The 18,878-nt window shown below is 68.7% G+C and carries 15 protein-coding genes; 10 read left to right on the top strand and 5 right to left on the bottom strand.

Annotated features, from left to right (window positions below; all coding sequences use genetic code 11):
• Positions 1-2 precede the first annotated feature (2 nt).
• Positions 3-2,126, bottom strand: coding sequence for a 1-phosphofructokinase (gene pfkB, locus BJP62_RS18175; protein WP_168163849.1), 2,124 nt, complete (start codon positions 2,124-2,126; stop codon positions 3-5).
• Between the two features lie 18 nt (positions 2,127-2,144).
• On the opposite strand from pfkB, the gene BJP62_RS18750 reads away from it, so the two are divergent.
• From BJP62_RS18750 to BJP62_RS16705, 4 genes are all read left to right on the top strand, one after another.
• Positions 2,145-2,297, top strand: a complete 153-nt coding sequence (locus tag BJP62_RS18750) for a hypothetical protein (RefSeq protein WP_168163848.1) — start codon at positions 2,145-2,147, stop codon at positions 2,295-2,297.
• A gap of 109 nt (positions 2,298-2,406) precedes the next feature.
• Complete coding sequence (locus BJP62_RS16715) at positions 2,407-3,399, top strand: LacI family DNA-binding transcriptional regulator (protein WP_236943622.1); 993 nt, start codon at positions 2,407-2,409, stop codon at positions 3,397-3,399.
• Between the two features lie 11 nt (positions 3,400-3,410).
• Positions 3,411-4,670 carry a 6-phosphofructokinase gene (locus tag BJP62_RS16710; RefSeq protein WP_070532893.1) on the top strand — a complete coding sequence of 420 codons (1,260 nt, stop codon included), beginning with the start codon at positions 3,411-3,413 and terminating at the stop codon, positions 4,668-4,670.
• Positions 4,671-4,844: 174 nt separating this feature from the next.
• Positions 4,845-5,033, top strand: a complete 189-nt coding sequence (locus tag BJP62_RS16705; RefSeq protein ID WP_070531561.1) for a hypothetical protein — start codon at positions 4,845-4,847, stop codon at positions 5,031-5,033.
• A 63-nt stretch (positions 5,034-5,096) separates the two neighbouring features.
• Here the strand turns inward: BJP62_RS16705 and BJP62_RS16700 are convergent, their stop codons facing one another.
• From BJP62_RS16700 to BJP62_RS16685, 4 genes are all read right to left on the bottom strand, one after another.
• Positions 5,097-5,450, bottom strand: a complete 354-nt coding sequence (locus BJP62_RS16700; protein WP_070531557.1) for a YkgJ family cysteine cluster protein — start codon at positions 5,448-5,450, stop codon at positions 5,097-5,099.
• A gap of 91 nt (positions 5,451-5,541) precedes the next feature.
• Positions 5,542-6,201 carry a DNA oxidative demethylase AlkB gene (gene alkB / locus BJP62_RS16695; RefSeq protein ID WP_070532890.1) on the bottom strand — a complete coding sequence of 220 codons (660 nt, stop codon included), beginning with the start codon at positions 6,199-6,201 and terminating at the stop codon, positions 5,542-5,544.
• Positions 6,202-6,223: 22 nt separating this feature from the next.
• Entirely contained in the window at positions 6,224-6,943 is a 720-nt protein-coding gene (locus BJP62_RS16690) for a 2OG-Fe(II) oxygenase (protein ID WP_070531553.1), read from the bottom strand.
• Positions 6,940-7,695, bottom strand: a complete 756-nt coding sequence (locus tag BJP62_RS16685; RefSeq protein WP_070531551.1) for a methylated-DNA--[protein]-cysteine S-methyltransferase — start codon at positions 7,693-7,695, stop codon at positions 6,940-6,942. Before BJP62_RS16685 ends, BJP62_RS16690 begins: the two co-directional genes overlap by 4 nt.
• Before the next feature lie 223 nt (positions 7,696-7,918).
• Between BJP62_RS16685 and BJP62_RS16680 the strand changes: the two genes are divergently transcribed.
• The 6 genes from BJP62_RS16680 to putA all read left to right on the top strand — a co-directional run bounded on the left by BJP62_RS16680 (position 7,919) and on the right by putA (position 18,780).
• Complete coding sequence (locus tag BJP62_RS16680) at positions 7,919-9,226, top strand: SUMF1/EgtB/PvdO family nonheme iron enzyme (RefSeq protein ID WP_070531549.1); 1,308 nt, start codon at positions 7,919-7,921, stop codon at positions 9,224-9,226.
• 556 nt (positions 9,227-9,782) lie between these two features.
• A complete protein-coding gene (gene kdpF / locus BJP62_RS16670; protein ID WP_070531544.1) occupies positions 9,783-9,872 on the top strand; it encodes a K(+)-transporting ATPase subunit F in 90 nt (29 codons plus the stop codon).
• Position 9,873: 1 nt separating this feature from the next.
• Positions 9,874-11,655 (top strand): potassium-transporting ATPase subunit KdpA, encoded by a 1,782-nt coding sequence (gene kdpA, locus BJP62_RS16665; RefSeq protein WP_070531541.1) that lies wholly within the window; start codon positions 9,874-9,876, stop codon positions 11,653-11,655.
• Between the two features lie 53 nt (positions 11,656-11,708).
• Positions 11,709-13,826 carry a potassium-transporting ATPase subunit KdpB gene (gene kdpB / locus BJP62_RS16660; RefSeq protein ID WP_083300981.1) on the top strand — a complete coding sequence of 706 codons (2,118 nt, stop codon included), beginning with the start codon at positions 11,709-11,711 and terminating at the stop codon, positions 13,824-13,826.
• A gap of 12 nt (positions 13,827-13,838) precedes the next feature.
• Positions 13,839-14,420: a potassium-transporting ATPase subunit KdpC gene (gene kdpC / locus BJP62_RS16655; protein WP_070531538.1), complete on the top strand. Its 582-nt coding sequence runs from the start codon at positions 13,839-13,841 to the stop codon at positions 14,418-14,420.
• A gap of 460 nt (positions 14,421-14,880) precedes the next feature.
• Positions 14,881-18,780 (top strand): trifunctional transcriptional regulator/proline dehydrogenase/L-glutamate gamma-semialdehyde dehydrogenase, encoded by a 3,900-nt coding sequence (gene putA / locus BJP62_RS16650; protein WP_070531536.1) that lies wholly within the window; start codon positions 14,881-14,883, stop codon positions 18,778-18,780.
• Positions 18,781-18,878 lie beyond the last annotated feature (98 nt).

Below are 18,878 nucleotides of genomic sequence, written 5' to 3'. Positions count from 1 at the left end.
GTTCACTCCTCGGCGGCGTGTGCGGCGGGCGCACGGCTGGATTGAAGGTCGATGCGGCGGATCGTTACCCGCGCGGCAATCGCGTCGATGTCGGCCTGCGCCGGCAGCGCCGGGCCGACGACGGCCAGCTTGGCGCTGGCGCAGGCGACCGCGCGCCGCAGGACGTCGTCGCCGTGCCGGCCTTCGAGCTGTGCGGCGATCAGGCCGGCGACCAGTGCGTCGCCGGCGCCGACGGTACTGCCGGCGGCCAGCGTCGGCGGCACGGCCAGCCGGGCCGCGTCGGCCTCGACCAGCAGCGCGCCCTCCTCGCCGAGCGACACGACCACCTGTGCAATGCCGCGCTGCTGCAGTTCTTGCGCGGCGGCGACGACATCGGCGAGCGTCGGCAGGGTGCGGCCGGCCCATTGTTCGAGCTCGCGGCGGTTCGGCTTGACGAGATCCGGCAGCGCCGCCGACGCCGTGCCCGACAGGCTGGCGCGCAGCGCCTCGCCGCTGGTGTCGAGCGCCACCCGCACGCCCTGCGCATGCATCAGTGCGGTGATGAAACGGTAGAAACCGGCCGGCACGCCGATCGGCAGGCTGCCCGACAGCACCACCCACGACGCGTTGCCGGCCAGCGTGTCGAGCTCGCGTTCCAGCGCCTGCTGCGCATCGGCATCGACGCTGAACGACGGCAGGTTCAGGTCGGTCGTCTGCCGGCACTGCTCGTCGACCAGCTTGATGTTGATCCGTGTCTCGCCGTCGACGCCGACCATCCGGTTGGCCAGCCCCCTGTCGTCGAACAGGCGCTCGAACACCGGCGCGTTGTCCCGGCCCAGAAAGCCGGTCACCGTCACCGCAAGGCCGTAATCGGCCAGGCAGGTGGCCACATTGATGCCCTTGCCGCCGGCGTTGCGGCCGGCATCGAGCGCGAGGTTCACTTCGCCGGCGCGCAGCGCCGACAGCGTCACGGTCAGGTCGATCGCCGGGTTGCACGTCACCGTCACCACCGGCTTCTGCTTCAGCGCCAGCAGCACCTGCTCGCCCAGCGCCTGCAGATCGGGCTGCCCGGCCGGGGCAACGGCCTGCACGGTGTCGCTGACCGCTTCGCGCCACGCGTCGGCAACGTGCCGGCCGGACAGCAGCAGCGCCGATGCCCGGCGCAGCAGCGGCAGGTGGCCGAGGTAGGCCTGCCGCCGCGCGATCACTTCGCGCGTCACGGCATCGGTCAGCGGGCTGGCGGCATCGCGCGCCAGACGGCCTTCGACGCGCCGCAAGGCCAGCTCCAGCGCCCTGCCGGCGGCGAGCGGGTCGTCCCGGACCGGCTCGGCGCGGGCGGCACCCGCCCGAACCGGATTGACGCGTGCGGGGCTGGCGACGGCGCCGGCCGGCGCATTGGCCTTTTCGGAATGGCTCAACTCGGCGATCGTCGCGCACAGCGCGGCGATCGCATCGCCGGCGTCGTCGCCTTCGGCCGAGATCGTCAGCCTGGCGCCGCACTCGAGTCCGAGCTGCAGCAGCGACACCATGCTCTTGACGTTGGCGACCTCGCTGCCGTGACGAACGCGGATCTGCGAGGAAAAGCGCTTGGCCGTGTTCACCCAGCCGCTGGCCGGCCGCGCGTGCAGGCCGGTCGGGTAATCGAGCACGATCTCGGCCTTCAGTGCGAAATCCTGCGCCAGAGCCTGTGCGCCGCCGGGTGCGACCGCCGGCGCCGCCTCGTCGGCCAGCGCGGCGACGATCTCGTTCACGTCGCCGGTCGCGAACAGTTTTTCCAGCCGCGCCTCGTCGCCGAGCAGCCGGGTCAGCCGGCGCAGCACGGCGATGTGTTCGTCGTTCTGTGCGGCGATGCCGACGATGAAGCGCGCCTTCTCCCCGCCCATCCACGCCACGCCGGCCGGCACCTGCAGCACGGCGATGCCGGTCTGCTTGACCAGGTGCCGGTCTTTCGGGATGCCGTGCGGAATCGCCACGCCGTGGCTCAGATAGGTGTTCGCCTGGTCCTCGCGCGCCAGCATGCTGTCGCCATAGGCCGGGTCGATGAACCCCGCCTCGGCCAGCAGCGCGGCCACTTCGGCAATCGCCGCCTTCTTGTCGGCCGGGCTGGCGTTCAGTCGCACCAGCGCCGGGGTGAGCAGTAATGCCATGTCGGAGACTCCTGTCGGATGACGCAACAATTTGAAAACGTTTTCAGTAGTCACGTCAATACGGGTTACACCCTTGATGCACCAGAAGCGACCTTCATCGTGGTGCATCAACGGCTGCAGACCAGCAAATACGCCGCTTTTCCGCGCATGAATGGTGCGGGTAGCCGATGAAAGGCGTTGTCTCGCAGCGGATACCGACGAAATGCAGCCAGCCGGCGCTAGCCAATCCGGCACGACACTGATAGATTTGCAGAAAACGTTTTCAGCTTATTATCGATTCATGGCCATGAAACCCAGCATCAAGGACGTCGCTGCCGCATCGGGACTCTCGCTCGCCACCGTATCGCGGGCGCTGGCCGACAACGGCCTCGTCAACGAACAGACCCGGCAGAAAGTGCTCGCCGCGGCCGAGGCGCTCGGCTACCGGCCCAACCTGCAGGCGCGGCGGCTGCGCTCGAAGCAGTCGCAGACGATCGGGCTGATCGTCGCCGACATCCGCAACCCCTTCTTCACCGCGGTCAGCCGCGCGATCGAGGACGCGGCGTACCGCGAAGGCATCCGCGTGCTGCTGTGCAACAGCGACGAGGACCCGGCCAAGGAGGCGATGTATCTGCGGCTGATGCAGGAGGAACAGGTCGGCGGCGTGATCTTCTCGCCGACGCTGTCGGCCGGCGCGGCCATCGCCGGCACGACGTTCGACTTTCCACTGATCACCATCGACCGTGCGCTGGGCGACGCCGACTGCGTGGCGCTGAACAACCACGAGGCGCTCGACAAGCTGGTCGACCACCTCGTCGCCAGCGGCTACCGCCGCATCGGCGGGCTGTTCGGCAACACCAGCGCCACCGGCCAGGCGCGGCACGACGGCTACGTTGCCGCGATGCACCGCCACGGCCTGACGCCCGATGCGCGCCGGCTGGTGCCGAGCATGGATGCGGCGCAGCAGTGTGTCGGCGACTGGCTGGCCGCCGGCAACGCGCCCGAGGCACTGATCGCCAGCAACGGCCTGACGCTGCTCGGCGCAATGCGCGCGATCCGCCAGCGCGGGCTGCGCATTCCCGACGACATCGCGCTCGCCGGCATCGACAACGAGGCATGGACCGAGCTCGTCGAACCGGCGCTGACCGTGATCGGCCAGCCGACGTACGACATCGGCGACACCGCGATGCGCATGCTGATGAACCGCATCCACGAACCCACGCTGTCGCGCCGCGTCGTCGCCCTCTCGGGCGAACTGATCGTGCGCGATTCGACCCGACCGCGAACTGCCTGATGGAGATCCTCATGCCCGCATCCACGCGCCCGCGCAACGCGCTGTACGCCCAGTCCGGCGGCGTCACCCCGGTCATCAACGCTTCGGCCTGGGGCGTGATCGACGCCGTGCGCCGGCACCCCGATCGCATCGGCACGCTGTTCCTCGCCCGCAACGGCATTCTCGGCGCGCTGAACGAGGCATTGATCGACGCGGCAACGCTTACCGATGCACAACTGGCGTCGCTGCAGACCACCCCGGCCGGCGCCTTCGGCTCGTGCCGGCACAAGCTGAAAAAGGACGCCGAGTTCGACCGGCTGGTCGCGCTGTTCGAGGCGCACGACATCGGCTACTTCTTCTACAACGGCGGCGGCGACTCGGCCGACACCTGCCTCAAGGTCGCCGAACTGGCGCGATCGCGCGGGCTGGACCTGACCGCGGTGCACGTGCCCAAGACCATCGACAACGACCTGCCGCTGACCGACTGCTCGCCGGGCTTCGGCTCGGTCGCCAAGTACATTGCCACCTCGGTGCGCGAGGCCGGGCTCGACATCGCCTCGATGGCGCCGACGTCGACCAAGGTCTTCATCATGGAAGTGATGGGCCGCCACGCCGGCTGGACCGCCGCCGCAGCCGGCCTTGCCGCCGCCAACGCCGACACCCCGCCGCACCTGATCCTGGTGCCCGAGATCGCCTTCGACGAAGCGCGCTTCATTGCTGCGGTATCGCAGACCGTCGAGCGCGTCGGCTACTGCGTCGTCGTCGCGTCGGAAGGCATCCGCGACGGCGAGGGCCGCTTCCTCGCCGAAAGCGGCGCCACCGACGCCTTCGGCCACGCCCAGCTCGGCGGCGTCGCGCCGGTGCTCGCCAATCTGGTCAAGGCGAAACTCGGTGCCAAGGTGCACTGGGCGGTGCCCGACTACCTGCAGCGCGCGTCGCGCCACATCGCCTCCGCCACCGATCTCGAACAGGCGATCGCCGTCGGCCAGGCCGCGGTCGGCTTCGCGCTCGAAGGCCAAAAGAGCGTGATGGCCGCCATCGTGCGCGAAACGGCCACGCCGTACCGCTGGCACATCGCCGCGGTGCCGCTTTCCGAGGTCGCCAACAGGGAGAAAACGCTGCCGCGCGATTATCTCGACGCCGAGGGCTACCGGCTGACCGAGGCGGGCCGCGAGTACTTCGCACCGCTGATCCGTGGCGAGGCTTTTCCGCCCTTCACCGACGGCCTGCCGGTGCTGCCGGACTGGCGTTTCGACCAAGTGGCGAAACGGCTGGTGCCGTTCAAGGCTTGATCCATCAAGCCATGCCGGACGCCCGCCCCGGTGTCCGGCCAGGCGCTCGACCCTGCCGGCAGGGCCGCTCCCTTGGCAATTGGCACATCGCCCTGCGGTCGGCGGTGAACGGCCGCGAGCCGCAGCAACATGCTACCCTGCGCGGCTACTTTTACCGTACACCGGAGTCTCGCCATGTTTACCTGTCTGAACCAAGCCTGCGAGGCGCAGTGGCAGCCCGAAGAAGTCGAGATCAGGAACGAAGGCCAGGGCGAGCTGTTCCGCTGCCCCTTGTGCCGCGCCCGCAACTTCGTGATGCGCAGCGAAAAATCCGACGGCAGGGTTGTATACAAGCAGGTGCTGCCGGAACCGAAGTACCTGTAATCCGGCCCTCCCCCGGCCGGGCACCCCGGCTTCGCTCCGGACGCGTCGATACACCGGCCGGGATCACACCAGCACGTGCCGCACCGCGGCAAAGAAGTCGTACACCTGCTGCTCGACCTTTGGGTCGACCATCGACTCCGGCCGCCGCCCGCGCGGACAGGCGAGCCTGGGCGTGGTGCCGAACAGCCGGCAGATGATCGGCCGCTCGGTGTAGACCTGACAGCCTCTGGGGCCGAGGTGCGGGCAGCTGAGTTCGGCCAGCGCCGCGTCGCGCTCGGCGGAGGTCTTGCGCGGCAGCCGGGCCATTTCCTCGCTCGACGTCGTTACCGGCCCGCAACAATCGTGGCAGCCCGGCTCGCATTCGAAGGACGGAATGCGTTCGCGGAAAAAGCGGATGGTCTGGGCATGCGGGGTCATCGGTCACTTCACGCTGGGGTTGCCCGCAATCTACGCCCATCGTCCCGTTTTGCCAGCGCATCATTCCCGCCGCCTGCGCGACGAGCACGGCTCAGCGCACCTTCCTGAACGTCAGATTGATCCGCACATCGCCCAGCAGCGGATGCACCCCCGGCTTGACCGGCTGCACGCCGTGGTAGCGCAGCCGCGACGGCCCGCCCCAGACAACGACGTCGCCATGGGCGATCGGAATCCGCGCCTGTTTGTCGCTGCGCTCGAAGCCACCGAACAGGAACACCGCCGGCAGGCCCAGTGACACCGAAACGATCGGGTGGTCGTAGTCGAGTTCGTCCTTGTCCTGATGCAGGCTCAGGCGGGCGCCGATCGCGTAGCGGTTGATCAGGCAGGCCTGGGGGGTGAAGCCGTCGAAACCGGCTTCGCGCGCGGCGTCCAGCGCCAGTTGCGCGAACGCCGCCGGCATCGCCGGCCATGGCCGGCCGGTTTGCGGGTCGATCGCATCGTAGCGGTAGCCGCGCCGGTCGCTGACCCAGCCGAGCGAGCCGGTGTTGCTCATCGCCACCGACATGGTCTGCCCGCCCGGCGTGAGCAGATGCCGGAACGGTGCGCTGGCGGTGACCGCTTCGATGCCGGCCAGCAGCGCCGGCACTACGGGCAGCGCAAAGCCGCGCAGCACCACGGCACCCGGCGCAAGGTCTTCGCGCCAGTCGGGCGGGGCCTCGTCAAACAGATCAGCAAACAGATCGGCGGTCATCGCGGATGGCTCGTCGGGCGCGTCATTGGGCATCGTGGAAGATGATGCCGACAGTATGCCGCGTCCCGGCGCGGACCCGGCTGACGCCATGACGCATGGCAACGCGGTAGACGCCGCGCGTACCCTGCACCGGGCGCTGGTTGACGGCGAACACCACCGCATCGCCCTGCCGCAGCGGCACGACCTCGGCGCGCGACTGCATCCGCGGCCGCTGCTCGGTCAGCACGAACTCGCCGCCGTCGAAATCCCGCCCCGGCTCGGACAGCAGGATCGCCAGTTGCAGCGGAAACACGTGCTCGCCGTACAGATCCTGATGCAGGCAGTTGTAGTCGCCGGCGCCGTACTGCAGCAACAGCGGCGTCGGCCTGCACTGGCCGGCCTTGTGGCAACGGGCGATGAAGTCCACATGGTCGGCCGGGTAGCGAACGTCCAGCCCCATCGCGGCGTTCCAGCGGTTGGCGACCGGTGCCAGCTGCGGGTACAGCGCGGCACGCAGTCCGGCCACCGGTTCGGGCAGCGGGTAGGCGAAGTACTTGTACTCGCCGCGGCCGAAACCGTGCCGTTCCATGACGATGCGGCTGCGAAATCCCGCGTCGCCGGCGTACAGGCCGGCCAGCGCCATGCAGTCGGCCGGCGACAGCAGGCCGGGCAGCATCGCCCAGCCTTGCGCATCGAGGTCGGCGCCGACCCGGTCCCAGTCGATGCCCTGCAGTTGCGGCCCGGCCGACAGCGGCGCATTCATGTCCTCGCCTCCGTCCTGCCCGCTTCTGCCGCCAGCAGCGCCCGCTTGCGCGCCACACCCCAGCGGTAGCCCGACAGCCCGCCGTCGCTGCGCAGCACCCGGTGGCACGGCACCACGACGGCCAGCGGATTGGCGGCGCACGCACCGGCCACCGCGCGGACCGATGCCGGCGCACCGATCGCCCGGGCCAGCTCGGCATAGCTGCGCGTTTCGCCGGGCGGAATCTGCCGCAGCGCCTGCCACACCGTCTGCTGGAATGCCGTGCCGCGCGCGTCGAGCGGCAAGGCAACGGCGCGCTGCGGCTGGCTGACCTGCGCCAGCACCTGCGCGAGCGCCGCCACCGTCGTTTCGTCGCCGGCTTCGATCCGGGCAGTTGGAAAACGCCGCCGTAGATCGTCGAGCAACGGCGCCGGCTCGTCGCCGATCAGCACCGCGCACACGCCCTGTGCGCTTTGCGCCAGCAGCACCGCGCCCAGCGGCGATTCGCCGATGGCATGGCGCAGCACTTCCGGCCGGCTTCGCGGCCGGCAGCGCTTGCACGGCCGGAATCCGGCGGCTTCGGCGGCATCGCAACTGGCGTGAAAGGCCACGTTCTCGGGTCTGGGGCGTGCGCCGCACGACGGCTTGCAGTACACCCCGGTCGTCGCGACCGAGTAATAGAACGTTGCGTTGCGGTCGCGCCCGAGCACGGCGGCCCAGCGCGGATCGGACTGCGTGGCCAGGGCGCGCGCGGCGGTTTGGGTCGGCTTCATGATCGGCTCCTTGTCGGGATCATGGCGCCATGCTGCGCCCGGGCCGGCTGCGCCGCACTCCGGTTCTTGCTCCCCCTGCATCAGCCCCAGTTGATGAAGCTGTTGTGCCGATCCCTCGCCGGCCTGCCGGAACTTGAGTCCTTCGTCCTGCACTGGCAACTTGCCAACACATGACAACGTCATGATTCCGACAGAAAGACACCAAGGACAGGAGACAATAGTAATGAAACAGCATGCAAACGATCGCCACGCCGAGATCCGCCACGCGGACACGCCGCCCCTGCCCGGCATCCGGCTGCAACGGCTGCTGCTCGGCGCGCTGCTTGCCGCCGGCATGCACGGCGCCTTCGCGGCCGCATGGCAACCCGGCGGCATCTACCTTCAGGGCGACGTGGTGACGCATCAGGGCCGGGAATGGCAGGCCAGGTGGTGGACCCGCGGCGACACCCCCGGCCCCGGCGCGATCGCGTGGCTGGCCGCACCGGCCGAGGACACGGCCGGCGCCTGGCAGGCCGAACGCGCCTACGCCGGCGGCGAACTGGCGGCGCAGGGCGGCGAGCTGTATCAGGCCCGCTGGTGGACGCGGGGCGATGCGCCGGGCGCGGGCAGCCCGGTCTGGCGGGCGCTCGGCACCGGCGTCAACGGCCGGCAGTTCGTCCGGGTGCCGGGCGGCAGCTTCGTCATGGGTGCAACGATTGCCGGTCCGGTCAATTATCCGAACGAGTATCCGGTACACACGGTGACGCTGTCGCCGTACTGGCTCAGCGCCACCGAAGTCACCTACCGCCAGTTCGACCGCTACACCCGCGCCACCGGTCAGGCGCCGCTCAGTTCGGCCGACATGGGTGGCGTCGACATGGGGCGTGGCGAAAACCCCGCCGTCAACGTCACATGGTGGGCGGCGGTCAAATATGTCAACTGGCTCAACCAGCAGAAGGGCTGGCCCAGGGCCTACGACGACGTCACCGGCGACCTGCTCGACGCCGCCGGCCAGCCGACGCTCGATGTCGCCAAGGTCATCGGCTACCGGCTGCCGACCGAGGCCGAGTGGGAGTACGCGGCACGCGATCGCGGCCAGGACATCGTCAACGCCTGGGGCAACGGCGCACCGCTGGTCAACGGCAAGCCGGCGGCGAACATCGCCGACAACAGTTTCAAGCAGTATTTCGAAGACCTGTTCGGCGAGCCGCTGCCGTCGTGGCTGGTGCCGTGGGCGGTAACCGACGGCTACGCGCGGCAGGCGCCGGTGGGCAGCTTCGTCGCCAATTCGCTCGGGTTGTACGACATGTCGGGCAGCGCGTGGGAATGGACCGGCGACAAGGAGCGCGCCTACACCACGCAGGCGCAGACCAACCCGGTCGGCACCGGCGACGCCCCCGGGCGCGTAATGCGCGGCGCGAGCTGGGACAACGGTCAGGACATGCACATTACCGACCGCTACGCCGGCAACCCGGCTGAATCGACCTCGGCCACCGGCCTGCGGCTGGCCCGCTCGGTCGTCGCCGGCCAGGGCAACGACCGCGAAGACTGAGGTCACAGACCTGCACTGACGATCACCCCGCCGCTGGCGGGGTGTGTCGTTTGCGCGGATCGGGCCATGACCTCCTCGACAGCCAGCGCCCACTTGGCGCCTGACAGCCGAGCCGTGATCTCCACGACAATGCTGCTGTGATCGTGGCCGGAACTGCCCCGCCCGACAAGACCCGCCCCCCAACACATTCGGCTTCCCCAAGGCTGAGTGCACATAGCGCCACGGTGTGCCGCGGTTGAGGCATTCGCGGCGGAACCGCGCGGGATGCGGCTCTCCGTCACCATTCGCTCGCGTCTGCACGGAAGGCGAAGCGCAAGACACAGCAACCCGGCTTTTACGCAATTTTTATATCCGCCCCCCGCCTTTTACCGGGGTCTTTACGCCGCTCTCCCTAAAGTTCGCGGTGAACAGGTGCCCGCCGGCCAAAGCCGCGACAGACGCCTGACACACCACCCAGGGAGAAAGCCATGGACCTTGCTTACCTCGCGCTCACCGGCCTGATCGCCGGCTTGATCTTTCTATTGATACAGCTGTGTCACGTCACCCGGAGGGCGCCATGAACCTGATCGCGCTGCTGGCCGGCGGGGCGGCCGTTGCCCTGCTCGGCTACCTCGTCTACGCCCTTTTCAATCCGGAGCGTTTCTGACATGAACACCAATGCTGTATTGCAGCTCGCGCTTTATCTTGCGGTGCTGCTGGTTCTGGCCTGGCCACTTTCGGGCTACCTCGTCCGCATCGTCCGTGGCGAGCATGCCGGTCCGACCCGGCTGCTCGCGCCGGTCGAGCGGCTGTTCTACAAGATCGCCGGCATCGACCCCAGGCAGGAAAGCGGCTGGAAGTCGTACGCGATCGGCCTCGTGCTGTTCAACCTGATCGGCCTTGTCGCGCTGTACGCGCTGCAGCGCCTGCAGGGGGTGCTGCCGCTCAATCCGCAGGGCTTTGGTACGATCAGCCCGGATTCGTCGTTCAACACCGCGATCTCCTTCGTCGCCAACACCAACTGGCAGGGCTACGGCGGCGAATCGACGATGAGCTATCTGACCCAGATGCTCGGTCTGTCGGTGCAGAACTTCCTGTCGGCCGCGACCGGCATCGCCGTGGTGATCGCGCTGATCCGCGGCTTTGCCAGAAAGAGCGCCGATGTCATCGGCAACGTCTGGGCCGATCTGGTCCGCGTGACCCTGTACGTGCTGGTGCCGATCTCGCTCGTGATCGCGCTCGCGCTCGTCAGCCAGGGCGTGATCCAGAACTTCAAGCCGTATCTCGAGACGCAGACCGTACAGGCGACGGTCTACCAGACCGCCAGGCTCGACGCCGACGGCCAGCCGGTTCTTGGCGCCGACGGCAAGCCGCAGATGGCCGACGTCGCCGCAACGACGCAGACGCTGCCGATGGGGCCGGTCGCGTCGCAGGAAGCGATCAAGATGCTCGGCACCAACGGTGGCGGCTTCTTCAACGCCAACTCGGCGCATCCGTTCGAGAACCCGACACCGCTGTCCAACTTCATCCAGATGCTGGCGATCTTCCTGATCCCGGCCGCGCTGTGCTTCACCTTCGGCCGCATGGTCGGCGATGCGCGCCAGGGCCTCGCGGTGCTCGCAGCGATGACCGTGCTCTTCGTCGTCGCCTACGGCGTCACCGTCTGGGCCGAGCTGGCCGGCAACCCGGCGCTGCAGCACGCCGGTGCCGCCAGCAGCATCAATATGGAGGGCAAGGAAACGCGCTTCGGCATCGTCGCCTCGAGCCTGTTCGCGACGATCACCACCGCCGCGTCGTGCGGCGCGGTCAACGCGATGCACGACTCGTTCACGCCGCTCGGCGGCATGGTGCCGATGGCGCTGATGCAGCTCGGCGAAGTGGTGTTCGGCGGTGTCGGCTCGGGCCTGTACGGCATGCTGGTGTACGCGATCCTCGCGGTGTTCATCGCCGGGCTGATGGTCGGCCGCACGCCGGAATACCTCGGCAAGAAGATCGAGTCGTTCGAGATGAAGATGACCGCCGTCGCCATCCTCGCCACCCCGGTTCTGGTGCTCGCCGGCACGGCGATCGCCGTCAGCGTTGCCGCCGGCAAGGCGGGCGTGCTCAACCCGCAGGCGCACGGCTTCTCGGAAATCCTCTACGCCTTCTCGAGCGCCGCCAACAACAACGGTTCGGCCTTCGCCGGTCTGTCGGCCAACACGCCGTTCTACAACGTGATGCTCGGTCTGGCGATGTGGTTCGGCCGCTTCGCGATCATCGTCCCGGTGCTGGCGATGGCGGGTTCGCTCGCCGGCAAGCAGCGGCTTGCCGTCACCGCCGGCACGCTGCCGACGCACGGCCCGCTGTTCGTCACGCTCTTGATCGGCGCGGTGCTGCTCGTCGGTGCGCTGAACTACATCCCGGGGCTGGCGCTGGGCCCGATTATTGAACATTTGCAGATGATTGGCTGATTCGTTCCGGGCCCGACCGGGCCCGGAACGAGACCCTTCAGGGGAATAGAGAAATGACCAAAAGACTCGAAGTGCCGGACGAAGTCGGCACCGAACAACGCACCGGCAGCGGTGCCCGCAAGCTGCCGCTGCTCGACCCGGCCTTGCTGACGCCGGCGATCGTCGACGCGTTCAAGAAACTCGCGCCGCAGGTGCAGTGGCGCAACCCGGTGATGTTCGTCGTCTACGTCGGCAGCATCCTGACCACCCTGCTGTTCGGTCAGGCGCTGTTCGGCACCGGCGAGGCATCGGCCGGCTTCATCGGCGCAATCGCGGCATGGCTGTGGTTCACCGTGCTGTTCGCCAACTTCGCCGAAGCGCTGGCCGAGGGCCGCAGCAAGGCGCAGGCCGCCGCGCTGCGCGCGACCAAGAAGAACGTCATCGCCAAGAAGCTCAAGGCCGGCAAGAAAGGCGCGTACGAGCTGATCGACAGCCCGAGTTTGCGCCGTGGCGACTACATTCTGATCGAAGCCGGCGACACGATTCCGGCCGACGGCGAAGTGCTCGACGGCGTCGCCTCGGTCGACGAATCGGCGATCACCGGCGAATCGGCACCGGTGATCCGCGAATCGGGCGGCGACTTCTCGGCCGTGACCGGCGGCACCCGCGTGCTGTCGGACTGGATCGTCGTGCGCGTCTCGGTCAACCCGGGCGAGGCCTTCCTCGACCGGATGATCGCCATGGTCGAAGGCGCCAAGCGCCAGAAGACGCCGAACGAGATCGCGCTGACCATCCTGCTGGTTGCGCTGACCATCGTCTTCCTCGTCGTCACCGTCACCCTGCTGCCGTTTTCGCAGTACAGCGTCTCGGTCGCCGGCGCCGGCACGCCGATCACGATCACCGCGCTGATCGCGCTGCTGGTGTGCCTGATCCCGACGACGATCGGCGCACTGCTGTCATCCATCGGCGTCGCCGGCATGAGCCGGATGATGCAGGCCAACGTGATCGCCACCTCGGGCCGCGCGGTCGAAGCCGCCGGCGACGTCGACGTGCTGCTGCTCGACAAGACCGGCACCATCACGCTCGGCAACCGCCAGGCATCAAGCTTCATCGCCGCACCGGGCGTCACCGAACAGCAACTGGCCGACGCCGCGCAACTGGCGTCGCTGGCCGACGAAACGCCGGAAGGCCGCTCGATCGTCGTGCTCGCCAAGCAGCGTTTCGCGCTGCGTGGCCGCGAACTCGCCGCCCACCAGGCCGTGTTCGTACCGTTCACCGCGCAGACGCGGATGAGCGGCGTCGACTACGACGGCCGGCAGATCCGCAAGGGCGCGCTCGACGCGGTGCGCCAGCACGTCGCCGACATCGGCGGGCTGTTCCCGGATGCCGTCACCAAAGCCGCCGACGACGTCGCGCGCCGTGGCGCGACGCCGCTGGTCGTCGTCGACGGCACCGCGGTGCTCGGCGTGATCGAGCTGAAGGACATCGTCAAGGGCGGCATCAAGGAGCGCTTTGCCGAGCTGCGCGCGATGGGCATCAAGACGGTGATGATCACCGGCGACAACCCGCTGACCGCCGCGGCGATCGCCGCCGAAGCCGGCGTCGACGACTTCCTCGCGCAGGCCAGACCGGAAGACAAGCTCAAGCTGATCCGCGACCACCAGGCCGAGGGCCGGCTGGTGGCGATGACCGGCGACGGCACCAACGACGCCCCGGCGCTGGCACAGGCCGACGTGGCCGTGGCGATGAACACCGGCACGCAGGCCGCGAAAGAGGCCGGCAATATGGTCGACCTCGACAGCAATCCGACCAAGCTGATCGAGATCGTCGAGATCGGCAAGCAGATGCTGATGACGCGCGGTTCGCTGACGACGTTCTCGGTCGCCAACGACATCGCCAAGTATTTCGCCATCATCCCGGCGGCGTTCGCCACCACCTACCCGCAACTGGGTGCACTCAACGTGATGGGTCTGCACAGCCCAGCCTCGGCGATCCTGTCGGCGGTGATCTTCAACGCGATCATCATCGTCTTCCTGATCCCGCTGGCGCTCAAGGGCGTCAAGTACCGCGCGCAGTCGGCGGCGCAGCTGCTGCGCAACAACATGCTGATCTACGGCCTCGGCGGCCTGATCGTGCCCTTCGTCGGCATCAAGCTGATCGACCTGCTGCTGGTTGCGCTGCATCTGGCCTAACGGAGAAACACCATGAACATCTCTTCCCAACTCCGCCCGGCGCTGACGATCTTCGCGCTGCTCACCGCGCTGACCGGCGTGCTCTACCCCGCCGCCGTCACCGGTATCGCCCAAGGGCTGTTCCCGAATCAGGCCAACGGCAGCGTGATCGTCAGCGACGGCCGCGCCGTCGGCTCCGGGCTGATCGGCCAGAACTTTACCGAGCCGAAGTATTTCTGGGGCCGCCCCTCCGCCACCGGGCCGATGCCGTACAACGGTGGCGCATCGAGCGGCAGCAACCTCGGCCCGACCAACCCGGCGCTCGCCGACGCGGTCAAGGCACGCGTCGCCGCGCTGAAGGCGGCCGATCCCGACAACAAGGCGCCGGTACCGGTCGACCTCGTCACCGCATCGGCCAGCGGCCTCGACCCCGAGATCAGCGTTGACGCCGCCGCCTATCAAATCGGCCGCGTCGCACGCGCCCGCGGCCTGTCGCTCCCGCAGGTCGAAGTGCTGGTTGCCGCCCACACGCAAGGCAAGCAGTGGGGCGTGTTCGGCGAAGCACGCGTCAACGTGCTGAAGCTCAATCTCGCACTCGACACGTTCGGCAAGTAACGCTGTACCCGCCGTGCGCTTTGTACGCCCGCCCCGCGCGGGCGTTTTTTTTGGGGCAGATCGCCCCGGCACCGGCGCAGGGTCAAACCGCGGCAGCCCGCAGTGAAAACGTTGCGCGAATGCGAATCGACCGCGTGTCGGCACACCGGGGCAACCGTTCATCTGCCCGACACCGCCTCCGCACGGGCCTTTGCCGCAGCCCGGCCGAACCGGTTCACGCACCGGTACGGTGCATCAACCCTTACAAGCCCGATGCCGGACCCGGCTGAAAACGTGTAGTGATGTAGTCAAATCAAGCCTTCCACGGGTGCAACCCGTAACGCACCATCCTGCACAACCCCTTGCATTGCATCAGTTTTTCAGTTGGCGCAATGGTGCAACCCTTGGGGATTATCCGTAGTTGTACCGCTCGAACTAGATCGTACTATGGGCCGCATATTCCACTTGTAAGCAACGGACCATGGCCAATACCACGCTGGGGATCAAGGTTGACGACGTGCTGCGGACACGGATCCGCGATGCGGCGCAAACGCTGGAGCGTACGCCGCATTGGCTGATCAAGCAGGCGATCTACGCCTATCTGGAGCGCGTCGAACAGGGCGCGCGGCCGGTCGAGCTCGGCGGCGGTAACACCACCGAGATCGACGAGGCGCAACCCGCCGCCGATGCCCCGCCGGTGCCCTTCCTCGAGTTCGCCCAGAGCATCGCGCCGCAGTCGGTGCTGCGCGCGGCGATCACCGCCGCGTGGCGCCGCCCCGAAACCGAGTGCGTACCGCTGCTGATCGAGCAGGCGCGCCTGCCGAACCCGCAGATGCGCGACGACGTCCAGGCGCTGGCGCACAAGCTCGTTTCCCGGCTGCGCGGCAAGCGCAAGGCCGGCGGTGTCGAGGGGCTGATCCACGAGTTCTCGCTGTCGAGCCAGGAAGGCGTCGCGCTGATGTGCCTGGCCGAGGCGCTGCTGCGCATTCCGGACAAGGCGACGCGCGACGCGCTGATCCGCGACAAGATCAGCAAGGGCGACTGGCGCGCCCACATGGGCAACTCGCCGTCGCTGTTCGTCAACGCCGCGACCTGGGGGCTGATGCTCACCGGCAAGCTCACCGCGACCAACAGCGAGGCCGGCCTCTCCGCCGCGCTGACCCGGCTGATCGGCCAGGGCGGCGAGCCGCTGATCCGCAAGGGCGTCGACATGGCGATGCGGCTGATGGGCGAGCAGTTCGTCACCGGCGAAACGATTGCCGATGCGCTGGCCAACAGCCGCAAGTACGAGGCCAAGGGCTTCCGCTATTCGTACGACATGCTCGGCGAGGCGGCGACCACCGAGGAAGACGCGCAGCGCTACTACGCGTCGTACGAGCAGTCGATCCACGCCATCGGCAAGGCCGCCCACGGCCGCGGCATCTACGAAGGCCCGGGCATCTCGATCAAGCTTTCCGCCCTGCACCCGCGCTACAGCCGTGCGCAGCAGGAACGCGTGATGAGCGAGCTGCTGCCGCGCGTCAAGGCGCTGGCGCTGCTGGCCCGCCGCTACGACATCGGCCTGAACATCGACGCCGAGGAAGCCGACCGGCTGGAACTCTCGCTCGATCTGCTCGAAGCACTGTGCTTCGACGCCGAGCTGGCCGGCTGGAACGGCATCGGTTTCGTGGTGCAGGCGTACCAGAAGCGTTGCCCCTTCGTGATCGACTTCATCGTCGATCTGGCCCGCCGCAGCCGGCACCGGATCATGGTCCGGCTGGTCAAGGGCGCGTACTGGGACAGCGAGATCAAGCGCGCCCAGCTCGACGGCCTCGAGGGCTATCCGGTCTACACCCGCAAGATCTACACCGACGTGTCTTACCTGGCCTGCGCGAAAAAGCTGCTGGCGGTGCCCGACGCGATCTACCCGCAGTTCGCCACCCACAACGCCCAGACGCTGGCGACGATCTTCCACCTCGCCGGCGCCAACTACTACCCGGGTCAGTACGAGTTCCAGTGCCTGCACGGCATGGGCGAACCGCTGTACGAGGAAGTCACCGGCACCGTCGCGGACGGCAAGCTCGGCCGCCCCTGCCGCGTCTACGCCCCGGTCGGCACGCACGAAACGCTGCTCGCCTACCTCGTTCGCCGGCTGCTCGAGAACGGCGCCAACACGTCCTTCGTCAACCAGATCGCCGACGAGAAGATTTCGATCGACAGCCTGATCACCGATCCGGTCAGCGCCGCCGGCGCGGTCAGCCCGGTCGGCGCCCCGCACGACAGGATTGCGCTGCCGCGCGAACTGTTCGGCGCGGCGCGGGCGAACTCGGCCGGCATCGACCTCGCCAACGAGCAGCGTCTGGCCTCACTGTCGGCCGCGCTGCTGGCCGGCGCGCAATGGGGCGCCGCACCGCTGCTCGGCGACAACCACGTCAGTACCGGCAGCCCGCAGTTCGTGCTCAACCCGGCCGACCGCCGCGACGTGATCGGCACGGTCATCGAGGCCGGCCTGGGCGATGTCGAGGCCGCACTGCAGCACGCCGTGGCCGCCGCGCCGATCTGGGCCGCGACGCCGGTGTCCGAGCGCGCGGCGATCCTGCGGCGCACCGCCGACCGGCTCGAGGCGCAGATGCCGTCGCTCTTGGGGCTGATCGTCCGCGAAGCCGGCAAGACGCTGGCCAACGCCGTCGCCGAAGTCCGCGAGGCGGTCGACTTCCTGCGTTACTACGCCGGCGAGATCGAAAGTGAATTCGACAACGACAGCCACCGCCCGCTCGGCCCGGTGCTGGCGATCAGCCCGTGGAACTTCCCGCTGGCGATCTTCATGGGCCAGGTTGCTGCGGCGCTGGCCGCCGGCAACCCGGTGATCGCCAAGCCGGCCGAACAGACGCCGCTGATCGCCTTCGAAGCGGTCCGGCTGCTACGCGAGGCCGGCGTGCCGACCGGCGCCGTGCAACTGCTGCCCGGCCGCGGCGAAACCGTCGGCGCGGCGCTGGTGGCCGATGCGCGCATCCGCGGCGTGCTGTTCACCGGCTCGACCGAAGTCGCCCGGCTGATCTCGCGCACGCTGGCCGACCGGCTCGACCCGCAGGGCCGGACGATTCCGCTGATCGCCGAAACCGGCGGCCAGAACGCGCTGATCGTCGATTCGTCGGCGCTGCCCGAACAGGTGGTGTTCGACGTGCTGAACTCGGCCTTCGACTCGGCCGGCCAGCGCTGCTCGGCGCTGCGCGTGCTGTGCCTGCAGGAAGATGTCGCCGACCGTGTGCTGACGATGCTCAAGGGCGCGATGCGCGAGCTGAGCATCGGCAATCCGGACCGGCTGGCGACCGACGTCGGCCCGGTGATCGACACCGAGGCCCGGCAGAACATCGAGCGCCATATCGCCAGACTGCGCGGCAGCGGCTTTGCCGTCAGCCAGTTGCCGCTGCCGGCCGAGGCGCGCCACGGCAGCTTCGTGCCGCCGACGCTGATCGAGATCGACGCGCTCTCGTCGCTCGAACGCGAAGTGTTCGGCCCGGTGCTGCACGTGCTGCGCTACAAGCGCGACCAGTTCGACGCGCTGATCGACGCCATCAACGCCACCGGCTACGGCCTGACCTTCGGCGTGCACACGCGCATCGACGAGACCATCGCCCACGTCACCCGCCGCATCCATGCCGGCAACCTGTATGTAAACCGCAACGTCGTCGGCGCCGTGGTCGGGGTGCAACCCTTCGGCGGCGAAGGGCTGTCGGGTACCGGCCCCAAGGCCGGCGGCCCGCTCTACCTCTCGCGGCTGCTGTCGCGGCGTCCGCAACGCGTCTGCGCCCTCCCGGTTGCCGCCGAATCGTCGCTCGGCGCACTGGCGGCTTACCGCGATGCGCTCGTCGCCCAGGGCGCCGATCAAGCCGCGGCCCGCTGCAGCCGTTATCTGGCGAGCACGCCGCTCGGCGCCGACGTGACGCTGCCCGGCCCGACCGGCGAAACGAACCGTTACCGGCTCACGCCGCGCGGACCGCTGCTGTGCCTGGCGTCGACGACGGCCGGTGCGCAGGCACAGCTTGCCGCGGCGCTGGCCAGCGGCAACATCGCCCGCTTTGCCGACAGCCCGGTCGCGAACGCGATGCTCGACGCGCTGCCGGCTGCACTGCAGGCACGCGTCGAACGCGCCGACGTCGCCGAGATCGATGGCGGCAGCCGGCTCGGTGCGGTGCTGTTCGAGGGCGACAGCGACACGCTGCTCGAACTCGGCCGCCGGATCGCCCGGCGCGACGGCCCCATCGTCCCGGTGTTCGGGCTGGCAAGCGCCGAACTCGATGCCGGCGACGATTACGACATCACGAGGCTGTTCGCCGAACAGTCGGTCAGCGTGAACACCGCAGCCGCCGGAGGGAATGCCAGCCTGATGACGATCGCCTAGCACGTCCTCGCACGCCGCCCGCCGGCAGCGCACCCGTCCGGCCGCCCAGCGGGGGCATCCCGCCCCCGCGGTACGCCGGAACCCGCCCGGTGCTTGCG

It is taken from the genome of Jeongeupia sp. USM3 (genome assembly GCF_001808185.1).
Lineage (GTDB): Bacteria > Pseudomonadota > Gammaproteobacteria > Burkholderiales > Chitinibacteraceae > Jeongeupia.
The sequence above is the reverse complement of the archived record's forward strand: the minus strand, read 5'-3'. Positions and strand labels throughout refer to the sequence as shown.

Coding starts and splice junctions, on each gene's coding strand:
- kdpF (WP_070531544.1), top strand. CDS start 9,783: ATGAACCTGATCGCGCTGCTGGCCGGCGGGGCGGCCGTTGCCCTGCTC.
- BJP62_RS16710 (WP_070532893.1), top strand. CDS start 3,411: ATGCCCGCATCCACGCGCCCGCGCAACGCGCTGTACGCCCAGTCCGGC.
- kdpC (WP_070531538.1), top strand. CDS start 13,839: ATGAACATCTCTTCCCAACTCCGCCCGGCGCTGACGATCTTCGCGCTG.
- BJP62_RS16715 (WP_236943622.1), top strand. CDS start 2,407: ATGGCCATGAAACCCAGCATCAAGGACGTCGCTGCCGCATCGGGACTC.
- BJP62_RS16680 (WP_070531549.1), top strand. CDS start 7,919: ATGAAACAGCATGCAAACGATCGCCACGCCGAGATCCGCCACGCGGAC.
- kdpB (WP_083300981.1), top strand. CDS start 11,709: ATGACCAAAAGACTCGAAGTGCCGGACGAAGTCGGCACCGAACAACGC.
- BJP62_RS16705 (WP_070531561.1), top strand. CDS start 4,845: ATGTTTACCTGTCTGAACCAAGCCTGCGAGGCGCAGTGGCAGCCCGAA.
- kdpA (WP_070531541.1), top strand. CDS start 9,874: ATGAACACCAATGCTGTATTGCAGCTCGCGCTTTATCTTGCGGTGCTG.
- BJP62_RS16700 (WP_070531557.1), bottom strand. CDS start 5,450: ATGACCCCGCATGCCCAGACCATCCGCTTTTTCCGCGAACGCATTCCG.
- pfkB (WP_168163849.1), bottom strand. CDS start 2,126: ATGGCATTACTGCTCACCCCGGCGCTGGTGCGACTGAACGCCAGCCCG.
- BJP62_RS16685 (WP_070531551.1), bottom strand. CDS start 7,695: ATGAAGCCGACCCAAACCGCCGCGCGCGCCCTGGCCACGCAGTCCGAT.
- BJP62_RS18750 (WP_168163848.1), top strand. CDS start 2,145: ATGACGCAACAATTTGAAAACGTTTTCAGTAGTCACGTCAATACGGGT.
- BJP62_RS16690 (WP_070531553.1), bottom strand. CDS start 6,943: ATGAATGCGCCGCTGTCGGCCGGGCCGCAACTGCAGGGCATCGACTGG.
- putA (WP_070531536.1), top strand. CDS start 14,881: ATGGCCAATACCACGCTGGGGATCAAGGTTGACGACGTGCTGCGGACA.
- alkB (WP_070532890.1), bottom strand. CDS start 6,201: ATGACCGCCGATCTGTTTGCTGATCTGTTTGACGAGGCCCCGCCCGAC.